Source organism: Paractinoplanes hotanensis, from assembly GCF_023717965.1.
Taxonomy (GTDB): domain Bacteria; phylum Actinomycetota; class Actinomycetes; order Mycobacteriales; family Micromonosporaceae; genus Actinoplanes; species Actinoplanes polyasparticus.
In genome coordinates, this window is sequence record NZ_JAMQOL010000017.1 from 18,520 (window position 1) to 35,096 (window position 16,577).

General features: G+C 70.7%; 20 protein-coding genes. 8 read left to right on the plus strand and 12 right to left on the minus strand.

Annotated elements, in window-relative coordinates:
• Positions 1-154 precede the first annotated feature (154 nt).
• Complete coding sequence (locus tag LXN57_RS14205; protein ID WP_251798567.1) at positions 155-364, plus strand: hypothetical protein; 210 nt, start codon at positions 155-157, stop codon at positions 362-364.
• Positions 365-1,207: 843 nt separating this feature from the next.
• Here the strand turns inward: LXN57_RS14205 and LXN57_RS14210 are convergent.
• From LXN57_RS14210 to LXN57_RS14240, 7 genes are all read right to left on the minus strand, one after another.
• Positions 1,208-1,897 (minus strand): SCO2207 family protein, encoded by a 690-nt coding sequence (locus tag LXN57_RS14210; RefSeq protein ID WP_251798568.1) that lies wholly within the window; start codon positions 1,895-1,897, stop codon positions 1,208-1,210.
• An 85-nt stretch (positions 1,898-1,982) separates the two neighbouring features.
• Positions 1,983-2,141, minus strand: a complete 159-nt coding sequence (locus LXN57_RS14215; RefSeq protein ID WP_251798569.1) for a hypothetical protein — start codon at positions 2,139-2,141, stop codon at positions 1,983-1,985.
• A 195-nt stretch (positions 2,142-2,336) separates the two neighbouring features.
• Positions 2,337-3,185 (minus strand): DedA family protein, encoded by an 849-nt coding sequence (locus tag LXN57_RS14220; protein ID WP_251798570.1) that lies wholly within the window; start codon positions 3,183-3,185, stop codon positions 2,337-2,339.
• Positions 3,186-3,268: 83 nt separating this feature from the next.
• Complete coding sequence (locus tag LXN57_RS14225) at positions 3,269-3,562, minus strand: 2'-5' RNA ligase family protein (RefSeq protein ID WP_251798572.1); 294 nt, start codon at positions 3,560-3,562, stop codon at positions 3,269-3,271.
• Positions 3,563-3,575: 13 nt separating this feature from the next.
• Positions 3,576-3,725, minus strand: coding sequence for a hypothetical protein (locus LXN57_RS14230; RefSeq protein WP_251798573.1), 150 nt, complete (start codon positions 3,723-3,725; stop codon positions 3,576-3,578).
• 17 nt (positions 3,726-3,742) lie between these two features.
• Entirely contained in the window at positions 3,743-4,450 is a 708-nt protein-coding gene (locus LXN57_RS14235) for an ABC transporter permease (RefSeq protein ID WP_251798574.1), read from the minus strand.
• Positions 4,451-4,459: 9 nt separating this feature from the next.
• A complete protein-coding gene (locus LXN57_RS14240) occupies positions 4,460-5,332 on the minus strand; it encodes an ABC transporter ATP-binding protein (protein ID WP_251798575.1) in 873 nt (290 codons plus the stop codon).
• A gap of 108 nt (positions 5,333-5,440) precedes the next feature.
• Between LXN57_RS14240 and LXN57_RS14245 the strand changes: the two genes are divergently transcribed.
• From LXN57_RS14245 to LXN57_RS14255, 3 genes are read left to right on the plus strand one after another with little or no spacing between them, the layout of a single operon-like run.
• The gene (locus LXN57_RS14245) at positions 5,441-6,535 is read left to right on the plus strand and encodes a sensor histidine kinase (protein ID WP_251798576.1); all 1,095 of its coding nucleotides are present in this window, start codon (positions 5,441-5,443) and stop codon (positions 6,533-6,535) included.
• Entirely contained in the window at positions 6,532-7,134 is a 603-nt protein-coding gene (locus LXN57_RS14250) for a response regulator transcription factor (protein WP_251798578.1), read from the plus strand. Before LXN57_RS14245 ends, LXN57_RS14250 begins: the two co-directional genes overlap by 4 nt.
• 23 nt (positions 7,135-7,157) lie before the next feature.
• A complete protein-coding gene (locus tag LXN57_RS14255; RefSeq protein WP_251798579.1) occupies positions 7,158-7,811 on the plus strand; it encodes a GOLPH3/VPS74 family protein in 654 nt (217 codons plus the stop codon).
• On the opposite strand, the gene LXN57_RS14260 is transcribed toward LXN57_RS14255, so the two are convergent.
• A complete protein-coding gene (locus tag LXN57_RS14260; RefSeq protein WP_251798580.1) occupies positions 7,812-8,072 on the minus strand; it encodes a hypothetical protein in 261 nt (86 codons plus the stop codon). It lies immediately after the preceding gene.
• Positions 8,069-9,046 carry a phospholipase D-like domain-containing protein gene (locus tag LXN57_RS14265; RefSeq protein ID WP_251798581.1) on the minus strand — a complete coding sequence of 326 codons (978 nt, stop codon included), beginning with the start codon at positions 9,044-9,046 and terminating at the stop codon, positions 8,069-8,071. Before LXN57_RS14265 ends, LXN57_RS14260 begins: the two co-directional genes overlap by 4 nt.
• 132 nt (positions 9,047-9,178) lie before the next feature.
• On the opposite strand from LXN57_RS14265, the gene LXN57_RS14270 reads away from it, so the two are divergent.
• Entirely contained in the window at positions 9,179-10,669 is a 1,491-nt protein-coding gene (locus LXN57_RS14270; RefSeq protein WP_251798582.1) for an MFS transporter, read from the plus strand.
• 115 nt (positions 10,670-10,784) lie between these two features.
• Entirely contained in the window at positions 10,785-11,384 is a 600-nt protein-coding gene (locus LXN57_RS14275) for a HEAT repeat domain-containing protein (protein WP_251798584.1), read from the plus strand.
• Here the strand turns inward: LXN57_RS14275 and LXN57_RS14280 are convergent.
• On the minus strand, positions 11,367-12,278 hold the full coding sequence (locus LXN57_RS14280) for a DUF4231 domain-containing protein (protein ID WP_251798585.1): 912 nt from the start codon (positions 12,276-12,278) through the stop codon (positions 11,367-11,369). The two genes, LXN57_RS14275 and LXN57_RS14280, sit on opposite strands and share 18 nt — an antisense overlap.
• A 331-nt stretch (positions 12,279-12,609) precedes the next feature.
• On the opposite strand from LXN57_RS14280, the gene LXN57_RS14285 reads away from it, so the two are divergent.
• Positions 12,610-12,984: an amino acid permease C-terminal domain-containing protein gene (locus tag LXN57_RS14285; protein WP_251798586.1), complete on the plus strand. Its 375-nt coding sequence runs from the start codon at positions 12,610-12,612 to the stop codon at positions 12,982-12,984.
• 136 nt (positions 12,985-13,120) lie between these two features.
• Here LXN57_RS14285 and LXN57_RS14290 read toward each other — a convergent pair whose 3' ends face one another.
• Positions 13,121-13,969: an aminoglycoside phosphotransferase family protein gene (locus LXN57_RS14290; protein WP_251798587.1), complete on the minus strand. Its 849-nt coding sequence runs from the start codon at positions 13,967-13,969 to the stop codon at positions 13,121-13,123.
• Between the two features lie 150 nt (positions 13,970-14,119).
• Here LXN57_RS14290 and LXN57_RS14295 point away from each other — a divergent pair, with 150 nt between their 5' ends.
• Positions 14,120-15,739 (plus strand): GGDEF domain-containing protein, encoded by a 1,620-nt coding sequence (locus LXN57_RS14295; protein ID WP_251798588.1) that lies wholly within the window; start codon positions 14,120-14,122, stop codon positions 15,737-15,739.
• Here the strand turns inward: LXN57_RS14295 and LXN57_RS14300 are convergent.
• The gene (locus LXN57_RS14300) at positions 15,724-16,503 is read right to left on the minus strand and encodes a hypothetical protein (RefSeq protein WP_251798589.1); all 780 of its coding nucleotides are present in this window, start codon (positions 16,501-16,503) and stop codon (positions 15,724-15,726) included. The genes LXN57_RS14295 and LXN57_RS14300 overlap by 16 nt on opposite strands.
• Positions 16,504-16,577 lie beyond the last annotated feature (74 nt).

Below are 16,577 nucleotides of genomic sequence, written 5' to 3' on the forward strand. Positions count from 1 at the left end.
CGAGCGTGTCGCATCACTGGGTGGCAAACCTATGGCGCGAGCACGGGCTCAAACCGCAGAAGCAGGGCACCTTCAAGCTGAGTAGGGACCCGCAGTTCGCCGACAAGGTCGTCGACTCGTCGGGCTCTATCTGGACCCGCCCGGCGGCGCGGTCGTGCTCAGCCTCGACGAGAAGACCCGGATCCATGCCTTGGACCGCGCTCAGCCGCTGCTGCCGATCGAGTTCGACCGCAGCGAGCAGCGCACCCACGACTATGTGCGGCACGGCACCACCAACCTGTTCGCCGCCCTCAATGTCGGCACCGGCGAAATCGCCTGCGACTGCGCGCCCAGCCGTAACGGCCCGCGTTTCTGGCCTTCCTGAAGAAGGCCGTCGCCCGTACGCCGGCCGCGAGATGCATGTCGTGCTGGACAACCTGTCCACCCACACCACCTCCGACGTCCGGGTCTGGCTCGACGCCAATCCGAGCGCCCACTTCCACTTCACCCCGAAAGGCTGCAGCTGGCTCACCAGATCGAGACCTGGTTCGGCATCATCACCCGCCAGGCCGTCCGCCGCGGCACCTTCGCCTCCGTGCAGGTCTTCGTCCGGGCCATCCGGGCCTACACAACGCCTGGAACACCAATCCCCGGCCGTTCCAATGCACCGCGACCACCGATGAGATCCTCGCCAAAGTCCGGCTCACCCAGATAGACATCAAGAAACTTTACAACTCTGCAACATTAGAACACGTGTTCTGGACCTTGCCGGGAATTTGCCGGCAACCCTCCGCGGGTTGCCATGTGACTAGACCCAAAGACCCCTAGTGGATCGCTGTTTAATCCCTAGGAGTTGACCGGCAAGTCGCTACGTCAGTTCGTAGTTGTTAGCGATCTTGGAGCGGTTTGGACTTGCAATTTTCGACGTGGTCGACGACCTGCCTCGCACCGGCTCGAACAAGGTTCGCAAAGCGCCGCTACGAGCCCGGCCGCTGAGCACAGGCACGCCCGGAGAACGGTAACCGGGGGGCTGCTGCTGAACGTGGCCGCGCACAACGAGCGGTGACTCGCACGCCGGGTGGTGGACACGGGCACGCCCGGCGAACGGTTACTCGTTCGCCGGGCGCTCCGGCCGACGCCTTGCCGAGCGGCGGCGCGTCTGGGGACCCTCGCCGGGCGGCGGCGTGGCTCTTCTGGTGGGTGCCGGAACAGCGGGGGAGCGGTGGGGTCAGCCGACCCGCTCGATGACGGCGCGGCGGATGAGGAACTTGCCGGGCTCGCGGACCTGTTCGAAGGCGGCGTTGTTGAGCAGGATGCAGCTGCCCGAGGTGGTCTCTACCTTGACGGTGGTGCTCTTGTTGTTGTCGAGGTTGGTGACCTTCAGGGTGGTGCCGATCGGGAACGTGCCGCTGGAGGCGAACGGGGCGCCGGCCTCGCCGGAGAGCGTCACGGTCGAGCCCTTGCAGACGACCTCGCCCGCGCCGCTCCCAGCGTCGCCGGCCGGAGGATTGGCGGCCGGCGGGTTGGCCGCGGGCGGGTTGGCCGCGGGCGGGTTGGCCGCGGGCGGGTTGGCGGCCGGGGGCTTCGTCGCCTGGTTGCCGGCGGGGGCGGCGGCGCCGGGGACCTCGCCGGCCACGTCGGCGTTGCAGCCGGCCACCGCGCGGCGCTGGTTGATCAGGTCGACCACCGCCTGGCGATTCGCGATCCGGGCCTCGGACTGGGCGTCGGGCGCCGAGCGCTGGCCCGCGATGAACTGCAGGTTCTGGCGCAGGGCCTGGTCGAGGCCTACGCAGTTCTCGCCCGCGCTGCTCATGCCGGTGCTGACGGCGAACGCGCCACCCGCCAGCGCCAGCGCCGAAGCTCCCAGGACGACCTTGCGCGTCGTCGAGGTCATCTTGCGCTGCCGGGTCCGATACATCGTGAAGCTCCTTCGCCGTCGGGTGCTGCTTGGTGCAGCACCGACAACTACGACCCTGGTCGGGCCGGCAGATGAGGGCTCTACCTTAAAGATCCTTAAATCGGGGACGGCGGTCGATGCGCAGGTCGCGTTCGAGTTCGGCGATCATCGTGCGGAGGTCGTCGAGGCGCTGGCTGACCAGGATGCGGTCGATGTCGTCGGGTACGCCGTCCTCGTCCTCGTCGGCGCCCAGGCTTTCGGTCATCTCCAGGCGGCGGGCCGAGCAGGACCGCGTTGGCCCCGATCATCACGACGATGGTCACCTCGAACGCGCGCGAGTCGACGATCCGGGAACAGCGGCGGGCCACACGCGTGAGGTCGAACATCGCGACAGCCTACGAAGAACGACCTCCGGCCGAGGGCCGGGGCGGCCGGGGCGGCTGGGCGGTGGGCCCGCCGGTCAGCGGCGGTGAGGAGGCTCGTCGCGGACGGGCCGCATGATCATCGTGGCGTCGTTGTCGGGGTTGTGGCGCGGCTCGCGCACGGACCGCAGGACCGTGGTGGCGTCGTGGTCGCGCCGGCCGAGCAGACCGTTGAGACCCACGTCGGACGCGTCCGAGCGGCGGTCGCGGATCACCGGGAGCACCATGGTGGCGTCGGCGTCGGGGGGCCCGAGGCGATTGGACCGCAGGCGCTGCCAGACGAAGTAACCGATGCCGATCACCACACCGGCGATGACGATCTTCTGGAAGACGCCGGCGTAGCCCTCGACGCGGTGCCAGTTCTCGCCGAGGATGTAGCCCGCCGTCACGAACAGCGTGTTCCAGATGAAGCTGCCGAGCGTGGTGAGCACGGTGAACTTCCAGAAGCTCATCCGTTCGACGCCGGCCGGCAGCGAGATGAAACTGCGGAACAGCGGCACCATGCGCCCGAAGAACACCGCCTTGGTGCCGTGCTTGGCGAACCATTCCTCGCAGCGGTCGAAATCCTGCACCTTGACCAGCGGGATCAGCCCGACCAACCGGCGGGTGCGCTCACGGCCGAGCAGGGCGCCGGCCCAATAGACGATGATCGCGCCGACGACCGAGCCCAGCGTGGTCCAGAAGAGGGCCTCGGGCAGGCTGAACACGCCCCGGCTGGCCGAGAAGCCGGCCAGCGGCAGCACCAGCTCGCTCGGGATCGGCGGGAACAGGTTGTCGAGGCCGACGATCAGGGCCGCGCCCACGCCACCGAGCGATTCCATGAGGCCGACGGCCCACCCGGTCAGCCCGCCGGACGTCTCGGGGGCGGCTTGAGCGAGGACGGACACGAAAACTCCTCGAGCAGGTTCGACGGCAGGACCCCCAGCAGTATCGGCGGCCGCCCTGAGAATTGCCTGTCAGCCCGGGCGGCTCACAGAGGGTGTGCTGTGCGTCTCTCGGTGTCATAGGTGCGGGCGGCCACGAACAAGCCGGACATCGGGGGCACCGCGGTCAGCAACTGCAGGGCGGCTGCTTGTGACGACGGTGGCACGCGCAGGGCCAGGCTGAGGTGTGGAACGAACTCTTCCGGCGAAGGCCAGCCGCCCACCGACGACCATACCGCCTCGTGCAAAGCCCGCAAGCAGGGCGACGGCTCGACCGCCCACACCAGCGCGCGGCCCAGAAGGCGCACCTCGGTGAGCGTCGCTGCGATCGGGAGCGGCAACGGCGGCGGCTCTTCACCCCCAGGACCAGCGCCTGCCGCCGTAGAGCTCGTCGATGCGCTGATCGCTCTCGACCTCGACCACCTCGGCGCCGGGGAAGCGGGGGAGCGCGGCCGCCGCCGGCTCGGCGTAGATGGGGCGGATCTCGGGCAGGTCAGCAGTCATGTCACGCCAAGATTAGGTCAGCGGCGGGGCTCCCAGCGGAACAGACGCGCGGCGAGGGCCACGGCCACCACGACCCAGGCCAGGGTGGGCGCCAGCAGGATCACCGAGGCGCTGCCGTTCCAGGCGTCGACGACCATCTCGGTGGCCGCGCCGCCCGGCAGCAGCCGCTTGAGCAGGGTGAGCTCCTCGGTGCCGCTGATGCCGACCCAGCTGGCCACGGCGATGACCCCGAGGCTGACCGGCAGGGTCGTCACCTGGGCGTGCTCGGGCGAGTTGGTGAGCCCGGCCGTGGCCAGGGCCAGCCCGACCATCATGGCCACGATGGCCAGGGCGGCCAGCGCCAGCAGGGCGATGCTGCCGGGCCTGCCGCTCACCGCGCCGAACACGGTCAGAATCGCGGCGATCTGGACGACGGCGAGCACAGTGACGGGCAGCAGCAGCCCGCCCAGGATGCTCTTGTCATCGGCCGCGGTGGAGCGCAGCCGCTTGAGGAACAGGTTCTGCCGGCGTGAGGCCAGGGTGGTCACCGCGGTCGTGTAGAGGCCGAACGCCCCGATGGTGAACATGATGATCGCCGCGATGTAGCCGAGGCTGCCGAGCGTGGCGAACCCCTCGCGGCGGTAGATGAAGAACGCGCTGACCACCACCGGCATGATGAGGCTGGTGACCAGCACGAGACGGTTGCGGAAGATCTGGATGAGCTCGCTGCGAGCGATGGCGAACATGAGGGCCCCCTAGGCTTCGATGGCGCGGAAGACGTCGTCCAGGCTGGTCGGCCCGGCGGACAGGTCGCGGAGCTCGACGCCGTTGTCCTGGGCCCAGCCGAGCAGCAGGTGCAGGTCCTTCTGCAGCTCGAAGGTCTCGACGACCACGGCGTTTCCGTCGACCGACGAGGCAAGCGGCAGCGCCGGACCGTCCGGGAGCGCGAACCGGATGTGCGAGGGCAGCGCGCGGGTCAGTTCGCTGACCGTGCCCTGCCGGCGGAAGACGCCCTGGTGCATGAGACCGATCCGGTCGGCGCGCTGCTGCGCCTCCTCCAGATAGTGCGTGGTCAGCACGATGGTGGAGCCGTTCTCGCGGAGCCGGTCGACCGAATCCCACAGGGCGTCGCGGGACTGGATGTCGAGACCCGTGGTCGGCTCGTCCAGGAAGATCAGCTCGGGGGTGCCGTAGACGGCGGTGGCGAAGTCCAGGCGGCGCTTCTCACCGCCGGAGAGCTGCGAGACCACGGTGCCGGCCTTGCGGGTCAGCCCGACGACGTCGAGCACCCGGCCGTCGTCGTCCGTGCGACCGGTGAGCCGGCCGATCAGGCGCACCGACTCCCGTACGGTGAGATCGGGGGAGAAACCGCTCTCCTGGAGCATGATGCCCATCCGGGGACGCACGGCCTTCCGGTCGCGCGGGCTGTGGCCGAAGACGCGCACGGTGCCCGAGGTCGGCTCCCGGTGCCCCTCGACCGTCTCCAGGGCCGAGGTCTTTCCGGCTCCGTTCGTGCCGAGCAGTGCGTACAGTTCCCCCGGGCGCACCTCGAACGACAGATCCTTCACGGCGTGGAAGTCGCCGTACTTGAGGTTCAGCTTCTCGACTTCGATGACTGGCGTGGACATGACTCGATCACACCAGCGGATCGGCGCGCCGGTCAGTGCCGCCGTGTCACGACCCCGTATGACGTGGTGTCACTGTGCGGCGCCCTCGAAGGTCCGAATACTGGGGGTGTGAACTCCCACGCGCTGCAGCTCACCGAGGCCACCCAGGGCCGGCTGCGGCGACTGAACCTGGCCACCGCGCTGCCGCCCATCATCCTCGCGGCCGTGGTCGTGGTGATGGTCGACCTGCAGGTCTGGTGGCACGCCTTCATCCTGGCGCCGGGCGCGGTGGCGGCGGTGGTCGCGTTCGAGCGATGGACGGCCAACGACGTCGGCCGGGTCGCGGTCCCGTGCCTGATCATCGGCGCCGTGGTGTGGCCCCTGGGGGCGCTCGTGATCGACAGCCCGAACGCGTGGTGGGGGGTCGCGAGCGTGGGGTCGCTCGCCATCCCGCGGCTGCCCCGCCTGCGGTACGCGGCGGGCGTCGCGCTGGTCGGCTACGTCGGCGCCGTCGGGGCGCTGCGGCTGCTGATCGAGCCCGGCGACGTGCAGAAGTACCTCCTGATCCCGGTCGGCGTCACCGCGCTGATCATGGCGCTGTCGTACGTCGGCGAGCGGTTCTACGACATCGTCCAGGAGCTCGAGATGTCCAAACAGCGCGAGGCCGAGCTGGCCGTCATCCGTGAACGCGTCCGGTTCGCCGGCGACCTGCACGACATCCAGGGGCACACGCTGCATGTGGTCAAGCTGAAGGCGGCGCTGGCACAGAAGCTGGTCAGAGCCGATCCGGACCGGGCCGAGGAAGAGCTGCGCGAGATCAACCTGCTGGTGAGCGACACCATCAAACAGACCAAGGACCTGGCGTACGGCCAACGCCGGCTGAACCTGACGGCCGAGCTCGAGAACGCCAAGAACCTGTTCGAAGCGGCCGGCATCGCGGTCCGGATCACCCGCGAGGCCGAGGCGGACGCCCGCACCGCCGAGCTGCTCGGCCAGGTGCTGCGGGAGACGACGACCAACATCCTGCGCCACGCCCAGGCCACCCGGGTGCGGATGACGCTCTCCGCGGACGGCATCACGATCGTCAACGACGGGGCCCGGGGCGAGACGCTGCCCGAGCTGCGCGGGCTGTCCACGCTGCGGCGCCGGGTGGCCGAGGAGGGCGGCGAGCTGACGGTCTCGCTGCGGGAAGGGGAGTTCGTGACGGCGGCGGTGTTCCGATGACGACCGTGGTGCTGGCCGACGACGAGGCGTTGCTGCGCAAGGCCCTGGCCGCCCTGCTGCCGCTCGAGGGCGACATCACGGTGCTGGCCGAGGCGTTCGACGGCGCTTCCGCCGTACGGGAAACGCTCGCCCACTCGCCCGATGTGCTCGTCATCGACCTGGAGATGCCCGGGGTGGACGGGCTGGGCGCGGTCGCCGAGATTCGCCGCAGCCGGCCCGAGCAGGTGATTCTCATGCTGACCCGGCACGCACGTCCCGGCGTGCTGCGCAAGGCCTTGAAGCTGGGGGTGCAGGGCTTCGTCAGCAAGGCGGCCGAGCCCGCCCACATCACGTCGGTGATCGCCACGCTGCACGAGGGCCGGCGCTGGATCGACCCGGATGTCTCCGCGCTCGCCGTCATCGACGACTCCCCGCTCACCGAGCGCGAGGCCGACGTGCTGCGGGTGACCCGCGACGGTTACTCGGTCGCTGAGATCGCCGCCCGGCTGCATCTGGCTCCGGGCACCGTACGCAACTACCTGTCCAACGCCATGCGGAAGACCCAGACGCAGACCCGCCACGACGCGGCCCGCTACGCCCGCGAGCACGACTGGCTCTGAGTTCGTCCTACGAGGGGAAGACCATGTTGATCGTCGAAGACCTGATGCTGCTGCTGCTCGACGACGAGACCGGCACTCCAGCCGCCGCCGGCACGCTCCCTTACACGCTCGGCGGCGCTGTGCTCGTCGAGTTGGCGCTGCTCGGGCGCATCGAGACCGACGGCAGGAAGGTGCACGCCGTGGGGGACGGGCCCCTGCCCGACCCGCTGCTGCAGGACGCGTACGACAAGGTGGCCGAGAAGCCCCGCGGCGCGCAGACTCTGCTGCTCACGATCGGCTCGTCCCTGTGGGACCCGGTGATCGACCGGCTGCTCGAGCGGGGCCTGATCCGGCGTGAGAAGAAGCGCGTGCTCGGCCTGTTCCGGATGACGCAGCTGCCCGCGGCCGAGCACGAGCACGAGGCCGCCGTGCGCGCCAAGATCCGCGCCGTCCTGGTCGACGGCGCGGAACCCGACGCGCGGACCGCCGCGTTGACCGCGTTGCTCTCGGCGAGCGGCGCCCTGCCGATGCTGCGACCCCAGCTGGCCTGGTCGACCCCCGTCATCGAGCGTGCCAAGGCGCTCGAGCAGGGCAACTGGGGTGCGGACGCGGTGAACACGGCGGTCGTCCGGACCGCGGCGGCGATCGCTGCCTCCACCGCGGTCGTAGCCGTCACGGTCGTGACCAATCCGTCGTGATCAGTAGCCGACCGGCTGGCCCTGCCGGAACATGACGCACTTGGCCGTGCCCGCGCCGACCTGGGCGCCGAACTGGTCGAAGACGGCCACGGTCAGCCCGTTGTCGGAATACCAGGGCGTGGCCGTGCTCGTACCGGTGTGGACGTAGCCGACATCGGTCGCGGTCTTGGCGGTGGACGTGACCCGTACATCGCCGGTGCGCTTGAACTCGACCTTGACTGCCTGCGCCGGCGCGCCGAGGAAGAGAGAGCAGGCCGTCACGGGCTGGTGAGGCGCAGCAGGACGGCGCTCTGGCCGGGGCCGTACTTGGCGGAGTAGAGCGCCATCACCCGCTCGCGGGTCTCGATGGCGGCGTCGGCCAGGACGTAGCGCTGGTGGCCGTCGCTCACCAGGTGATCGGGGTGGAACGCGTACGGGAGGGCGGCCGGGTGGACGTCCACCCAGTGCTCGCCGTCGTGCAGCACGTAGCGCAGGTCGTGCTCGACGGTCTCGTCGCCGATCGTGAACCGCAGCGGCATGCGGTAGTGCTCGGGGATCTCACGCAGCCCCGGGGCGTTCCAGCGGGTTGTGAACGCCTCGAGCGCGAGCCCGCCGACGTCGCCGCGCACCCGCACCTCACGCTGCAGGTTCTCGCTCATCCGGCGGTCGCGGAAGAGGCCGTACGAGAGCCAGTCGTCGACCCGGTAGAAGGCGTGCGCCGGGCCGACCGGGCTGATCCGCACCTGGAACAGCGGCCGGTGCCGCTCGGGCAGCTCGTGCCGGAACTCGTCCAGCCGCTCGATGTTCTGCCGCATCAGCGCCAGCGCGTCGGTCGGCGCCACCTGCCGGGCGCGCTCGGCGGCGTCGGACGAGGACGGGTCGGTCAGCAGGATGCGGAAGCGCACCCCGCGGTCGAGGGCGGCCCGGACGGCGGCGGTGAAGTCCGCCTCGTACGCGGGCTCGAGCAGCCCCGTCCAGTGCTTCCAGATGTCGACCTGGTCGTTCGCGCGATCGATGAGCCGGATCACCTCGCGGTAGTCGAGCCGGTTGCGCCACCGGACGGCGTTGCGGTTGAGCGAGAGCACCAGCGGCTGCAACACCAGCACCGCCAGGACCAGATCGAACAGGTTGGCGCCGATGTTGATCCGCAGCTCGTCGCCGAAGCCTTCGTTGTGCCGCAGGGGATAGAGCAGCAGGAAGCTGCCGAGTAGCAGCACGGCCCCGATGCCGACGTACACGTACGAGAGCCGTCGCATGCCCCACATGGTGGCAGCCAGCCACAACCGTCGATTTCCGGGGCGCGTGATCCACCCGACGCGGCCTAACCTCGGGCGGCCGGTTGCCGATGCGGAAGGGGACGTGAACCGCGCTCGCCCGAGAGGTTATGGATGACCACCGATACCCAAGCACGCCCGGCGCAACCGCCCGGGGCGTCGCCGGCCTCGACCGAGCGCTGGTGGGCGCTGGTCGTCCTCGCCATGGCCCAGCTGATGGTCGTGCTGGACGCCACCATCGTGAACATCGCGCTGCCCACCGCCCAGGCCGACCTGGCGTTCTCGGACGCCGACCGGCAGTGGGTCGTGACCGGCTACGCGCTCGCCTTCGGCAGCCTGCTGCTGCTCGGCGGCCGCCTGTCCGACTTCTTCGGCCGCAAGCGGATGTTCCTCATCGGCCTGGTCGGATTCGCCCTGGCCTCGGCTCTGGGCGGCGCCGCCGACGGCCTCGAGATGCTGATCGTCGCGCGGGCCCTCCAAGGCGCGTTCGGCGCGGCCCTGGCCCCGGCTGCCCTCTCGCTGCTCTCCACGACCTTCACCGAGCCCGCCGAGCGCGGCAAGGCCTTCGGCATCTTCGGCGCCATCTCGGGCGCCGGCGGCGCGGTCGGCCTGCTGCTGGGCGGGGTTCTCACCGAGTACGCCTCGTGGCGCTGGTGCCTCTACGTCAACCTGGTCATCGCGGCCGTCGCCGTGGCCGGCGCGCTGACCAAGCTGTCGGACGAGCCGGTCCGCAACCGCGCCCGCATCGACATCCCCGGCGTGATCACCGCTGTCGTGGGTCTGGTCGGCCTGGTCTTCGGCCTCGGCAAGGCGGAGACCGACGGCTGGACGTCGGCCGTCACGCTGGTGCCGATCATCGGGGGCGTCGTCGTGCTGATCGCCTTCGTGCTGATCGAGCTGCGGGTGCCGCATCCGCTGCTGCCGCTGCGCGTCGTGCTCGACCGCAACCGCGGTGGCTCGTACGCGGCCATCGGCATCGCCGGCGCCGGGATGTTCGGCATCTTCCTGTTCCTCACGTACTACCTGGTCGGGAACCTCGGGTTCACGCCGGTGCAGACCGGCCTGGCGTTCCTGCCGATGCTCGGCGCCATCATGCTCTCGGCCACCACGGCCGGTTCGATGCTCACGCCGCGGGTCGGTCCCCGTCCGCTGGTCCCGGTCGGCGCGCTGATCGCCTCGGCCGGCATGGTCTTCCTGACCCGGCTCGACCTCGATTCGACGTACGCCTCGGGCGTGCTCCCCGGCCTGCTGATCATCGGTCTCGGTCTGGGTCTGGTCTTCGCCCCCACGCAGAACGCGGCCACCAGCGGTGTCGAGCACGGGGACGCCGGCGTCGCCTCCGCGATGATCAACACGGTCCAGCAGATCGGCGGTTCGATCGGCACAGCCCTGCTCAGCTCGTTCGCCGCGACCGCGGCCACGAACTACGCGACCTCGCACGCCCGCTCGCCCCAGGTCGCCCTCGAGGCGTCGCTGGCCAGCTACCACACGGTCTTCTGGTGGTCGGCCGGCCTGTTCCTGGCCTGCGCTGTCGTCTCGGCCCTGCTGTTCCGCACGGGCCCGCTGGACGTCGACCCGGACGCCCCGCGCGCCATGGCTCACTGAGGTTCGTACCGGAACGCCCCGGCCACCACGACGGTGGCCGGGGCGTCCGTGTTTCCCGGCACTATCGAGTGGCGATGTGAGTACTCTCAGCTAGGCGTGGTAATAATGTCCGTCGATGGACGGGGATGCGAAGTGGCAGCGATGGCGGCGCGGGATCTTCGCCGATTCCGCGGGGGAACCCGGGTTCGGGGCTCTTCTCGAGGCCGCGCGGCGCGAGCCCAAAGTGGTCGAGCGCATGCTGCGGGCAGGGCTGGCCGAGGGGGACTCGGTGGCCGCGCAGTCGTTCACCGCGCTGGCCGCGGCCGGTCTGGCGCCGGCCGACGCCGTCAGCATCCTGCGGACGGCGCTGATCCGCGCGCAGGATGAGTTCCGCATCCGGGTGGCCGAGGGGCTCTATGCGCTGACGCGCGATCCCGGCTGGGCCACGCCGGTCGCGGGCGTGCTGGCGGGCGCGCAGGCCGAGTCCGTACGCCTGGAGGCCGCGATCGCCCTGGGCCGCTTCCCGCCCACCACGGCGTCGGTGCGCGCCATGGTCGCCGGCGTGCAGGATCAGGAATACCTGGTGCGTTACCACGCCGCCAACGCGCTGCTGCGCTGGGCGGGCGACCGCCGCCCGGTCGACGACGTGCCCGCCCTCCTCGACATGATCACCGGCCCGGCCGAGGCCGGCTGGCGGGCCGCCGCCGACGAGCTGACCTCAAGACTCCGCGGCTGAGGTCGTCCCACGCTGCCGCGGGGGGCCGAGTCCCTTGGCGGCGCGCCACTGGATGTGCTCGGACGAGAGGGCGTTCTCGGCCTGGTCGACGAACCGCGGCCAGTCGTCCTCGGTGACGGTGTCGAGCTCGTCGGCGATGAGCCCGAGCTGGTGGGCCGTCCGAGCGTAGGCGCGCTGGTTGTCGCCGTAGCTGCGCGCCTGCATCCAGGCCGCGAGCCCGGCGGCGGCTGCGCTGAAGACGCCCAGCAGGTCGATGTCGAGCAGGCCGAACGCCTTGAACGCGGCGCCCACGACACCGGCGAACTCGAGCGTGATGGCGATCCCCGTGAAGGTGTTCTTCCGCTGCTCGTTGACGTCGGCCTTCCGGGCGTGCCAGAGGCGCTGCTCCTCGATCCGGCCGTCGCGGTAGTCCTGCCGCCGCTGGGTGAACGGCCTGCCGCGCAGCTCCCGCATCCGGTCGGTGATCTGTTTGGTCGGTGTCCCCACCCGCGGGGCCGGCAGCTTCTCCAGCTCGATTCCCTCGGCCAGTTGGGACCGGAAAGCCCGGTCGGCCGCCTCGGCGGTCAGGCTCCGCGGGAACGGGTTGCCGCCCGCGACGTATCGCCAGGTCAGCGTCTTGATGAACTCGCTCGCGGTGCGGCCGTCGTACCAGTGCCGCGCCGGGTCGGTCGCCTGCAGATAAGCGCTCGTGCCCAGCGCGACCACGAACGACAGGAGGCCGAGCAGCCCGAACAGGTCGAGGGAGCCCGCCTCGATCGACCCGGCGCCGCCGACCGCGGCCGCGAACAGGGCGAACAGTCGCAGCCGGGTCGCCCGGACGAACCGGTGCTGGCCGGCCAGGCTGTCGGCGTCAGCGGGGTAGTACAGGGCGGGATAGTCGATCTCGAAGCTCAAGTGGCTGTCCTCCTGACCTGCATCGTGGTGGCACTGTCCACAACGGGCAAGCCCCGATCGGGGGAACGGCCGTCGATCCCGCGGACCGTCCTCGTTGACCGAATGTGGATGACGAGGAGCACGAACACAGCATCGGGCCGGGCACGACCTTCGCGCTGATCGCGGGTCTGATCGTCTTTTACGGGCTGTTCATCGCGGTGGCACTGGCCCGAGCGTAGCTTGCATCCACCTTTGTGGATGCGAAGTGCGGCTCCGCGTGGTACTCCGAGAGGAGCGCTCAGCGAGGAGGCGGTCATGTCGGTGTCACCACAGAGGTTCGGCCGGGGATCGGGTGTCTTCCGGCGCAAGCCCGTCGACGAGGTCACCGACGAGCAGGGCACCGATCTCGACCGTCGGCGGCATCATCGGCGCGGGCATATTCGCGCTGGCCGGGGCGGTGGCCAACGAGACGGCCGGGCCCGCCGTGCTCGCCTTCGTGGTGGTGTGCATCGCGATCATCGTGCTGCGCTACCGGCGGCCCGACATCCCGCGCACCTTCCGGCTGCCGCTGATGCCGGTCATCCCGGCCATCGGCGTGATCTTCTCGATCTGGCTGATCACGTTCCTCGACCCGGTGACGTGGTTGCGCTTCGCAGCCTGGTTCCTGCTGGGCCTGCTCCTGTACTGGTTCTACGGCCGCCACCACTCCCAGCTGAACGACCGCTGACCGGGTCCGGTCCTGTGCTGATTGTGCGGGGTGCTCGACGGCGCTCGGGCGGTCATCCCGGGCTTCCCCTGGCGGCTGACATCACCGACCGGGTGGTCCGGCCGCGGGCCCGCCTGGCTGCCTGACGCCCGCGCCGTCAGGGCGCGAGACGCTCGGCGACCGTCCACAGGTCGGGCTGCCGCTCCGCCTCGACGACACAGCGGGCGAACAACCACTGCCGTACCCGGTCGGGGTCCAGTCCGAGCAGGTTCGCCATCCGGCCGGCGAATCCGCCCGGGTCGGCGGCCAGGCGGTCGGGGAAGTTGAGCATGTGCTGGATCGGATCGTAGGCGGGGTCACCGACGTACGGCTTGGGGTCGACGACCAGCCACGGCTCGCGCTCGGCCCGCAGCACGTTGCCGGGGTGCAAGTCGGTGCAGAGCAGCACCTCACGATCGGCGCTGCCGGCCAGACCCAGCCACAGCTCCAGGCCGGCCCGGGCCAGGCCGGGATCGGGCAGCTTCTCGGGCGCGACGCTCTTTCCCCACGCCTGGGTCATCGACTGCAGCGGACGGAACCCGCTTCCCGGCGGCGGCGTCATCCACAGGCGGGGCAGCAACTTCGCCACCACCTCGTCCCGCTCCACCGGCGGCAGGGACGCGGTCAGCGTGGTCCCGGGCCGGCACGCTTCCAGCAGCAACGCGTCGGTCGGCCCGAAGCGCTCCGCGCGATACACCCGTACGGCGCCCTGCCCGTCCCAGACCCGCAGCCCGGCCGCCTCGTCCCGGGCCTCGTAGTGCGCCCAGCCGACCTTGAGCACCCGCCCGTCCGTCGTCGGCGCCACCCACGAGGCCGTGCCGCCGGGCTGATAGGGCCGCGCGACCTCGACCTCCCAGCGCTCGCAGAGCCCGGCCACCACCTCGGGCAACTCGCCGGCCCACCGGTCGAACGGCTCGTCCTTCCCGATGGTCGTCACCAGGTTGGCCGGCATCTCGAATTCGGTCATGCCCCGTATGGTGCCGAGGCGCACCCCGATCGTGCGACCGCGATTCCTACGAGCGCCGTGTGCCGCACGGCGGGGCCGCGCGGCACAGCGGTGACAATTCGGCTGTCGCGTTGACCTCAGGCGACTGCCTGCCGTGCCGATAGCCTCCTAGTGAGCCAGCACAGGTCTGTTCTGCGGACGGCGCGGCGCGATCCGGTGGTGATCGCGGCCGTGCTGTGGATGCTGACCGGCTGCGTCTTGTTGTTCGCGCTCTCCGGGCACGCCAACGCGCAGGTGCGCACCTTCTGGATCTTCCAGCCGCCGCTCGACATGCTGCTCGCCTACTCGTCGTGGCAGGTCGCGCGGCGGGCGACCGGCGCCCTGCGGCGCTTCTGGCTGGTGCTGGCCTTCGTCGGGGCACTGGTCACCGTCGGCGACACCGTGCAGGTCGCGGTGGCCCTGTCCGGGAAGAACCAGTGGTCGACCTCGGGCGGAGTAGTGCAGGCGACCTGCTTCACGGTCGCCCTGGTCGCCCTCATCGTCGCCATGCTGGCCCATCCGATGCCCGGGCGGACCCGTCGCGAGCAGGTCGCCTTCTGGCTCGACTCGGCGACGGTGCTCGTCGCCGGGGCCGTGGTGGCCTGGTGCTTCCTGGCCGGACCGGAGGACGTGCTGAACACGATGGTCACCGGCGCGGTCGTCTTCACCGCGGGCTTCGCGGCGGTGAAGCTCGTGCTCAGCGGCAACGCGCCCATGCACAAGGCCGTGGCCGGGACGCTGGTCGCCTCGGCCGCCCTGAACGCGATCGGCATCTTCGTGTCGCCGGGCGCCGATGGTCCGATGCCCGCGTACGTCTACGCCGTCCGGTTGCTGCCGTCGCTCCTCGTCGCGTTGGGACCGCGCCTCCAGGAGTTGCTGGCGCGCTTCGACGAGAACGCGGCCTTCGGCGCGCGCCGCCGCAAGTCCTACAGCCTTCTGCCGTACGGGTCGATCGCCGTGGCCTTCGCGGCCGTGCTCACGGTGATCCCCGAGGGGCCCCACGCCCGCCTGTGGGGAGCGGTGACCGGGCTCGGGCTGATCTTCGCGCTGGTCGTGTGCCGCCAGCTGTCGGCCTTCCACGACAACAAGCGGCTGATCGACCAGCTCGACGCGACCCTGGCCGACCTGCGGGAGCACGAGGCGCGCCTGCGGCGCCAGGCCCAGTCCGACGGCTTGACCGGGCTGGCCAACCGCACCTGCTTCCACGAGGAGGTGGCAGCCGAACTGGCCGCCTCGGACGGCTCCCGCCCGACCTCAGTCATGATCATCGACCTCGACGGCTTCAAGGCGGTCAACGACACGCTCGGCCACGCGGCCGGCGACACCCTGCTGGCCGGGGTGGCCGACCGGCTGCGCGTCGCGGTGCGCACCGGCGACCTGGTCGCCCGCCTCGGCGGCGACGAGTTCGCCGTCCTGCTGCGCGACTGCGGCACGAGCGGCGCCTCGGAGACGGCCGACCGGATCCTGGACGAGCTGGCTTCGCCCATCGCGTACGAGGGTCAGGCAGTGCGCGGGCACGCCAGCATCGGCATCGCCTGCGCCGAACCCGGCGACGACACCAGCAGCCTGTTGCGCAGCGCCGACCTGGCCATGTACGCCGCCAAGCACGCCGGCAAGGGCAGCTGGAAGTGCTACGACCGCCCCGATCGGGCGCTGCGGGTCCACCCGTCACTTCCCGGCCCGGGACACGCGCGACCGGACGCGACTGACTCGAGCGGCTGTGGCGTGGATGGTGCTCAGGCCACCGCCTGACCGGCCAGGAACGCTTCGGCCTGCCGGTGCAAGCGGATGGCGCCGGTCGCGGCTGACCAGCGGGAGATCTCGCGGGCCAGGGCAACGGATCCGGCCTCGTCGCCGGTGTCGCGGGCCAGGACGGCCAGCAGCATCTGCTGGGCGAGTGTGGCGCCGACAGCGCCCGAGCCGGCGGCCAGGGTTGTGGCCCGTTCCCAGCGTTCCCGGGCCCGGGCGAGGTCACCGGCATCGCGGTCGTGATCGCCCAGGTGCCGCAGCGCTTCCCAGGTCAGCGGGTCGTCGCGGCCGGTCTCGCCGGCGCGCAACGCGATCGCGTAGTGCGGTGGCGCCGCGGCGCGGTCGGCGACCAGGTTGTCGAGGATGACGCCGTGGTACATGTGGGCCCACCCGGCACGAACCGCGTCGGGCGCGTCAGCCGCCAATGCTCCGGCCCGCTGGTCCAGCTCGGCCGGCAGCGCCGGATCCTTGCCGTCAGGCCCGAACGCGAAGTCACCGCCGGTGAAGAGCTGCGCGAAGTAATCGAAGCGCAGGCGCAGGAACCGCACGTCCCAGACCGGCCCGCAGATCCGCTCGGCGATGGTCACTCGTGCGCCCGCTTCACAGGTGCCCGTTCGCATGTCGAGTTCCATCGCCACCTGGGCCGCGGCCAGGGCGATCCGAGGGTCGTCCGTGCCGGCGGCGTCGAGCAGTCGCAGGGCGCGCATGCCGCGCCCGGCCCGAGCCAGTTCCCGTGCCGCGTCCGGGATTTCATCGAGTAGCGTCATGCCGCGAACGGTAGTAATGCAAAAAACTATCCACAAGAAAACTAGTTGGCACGGCCGCTGTGGTGCGAGAGGGG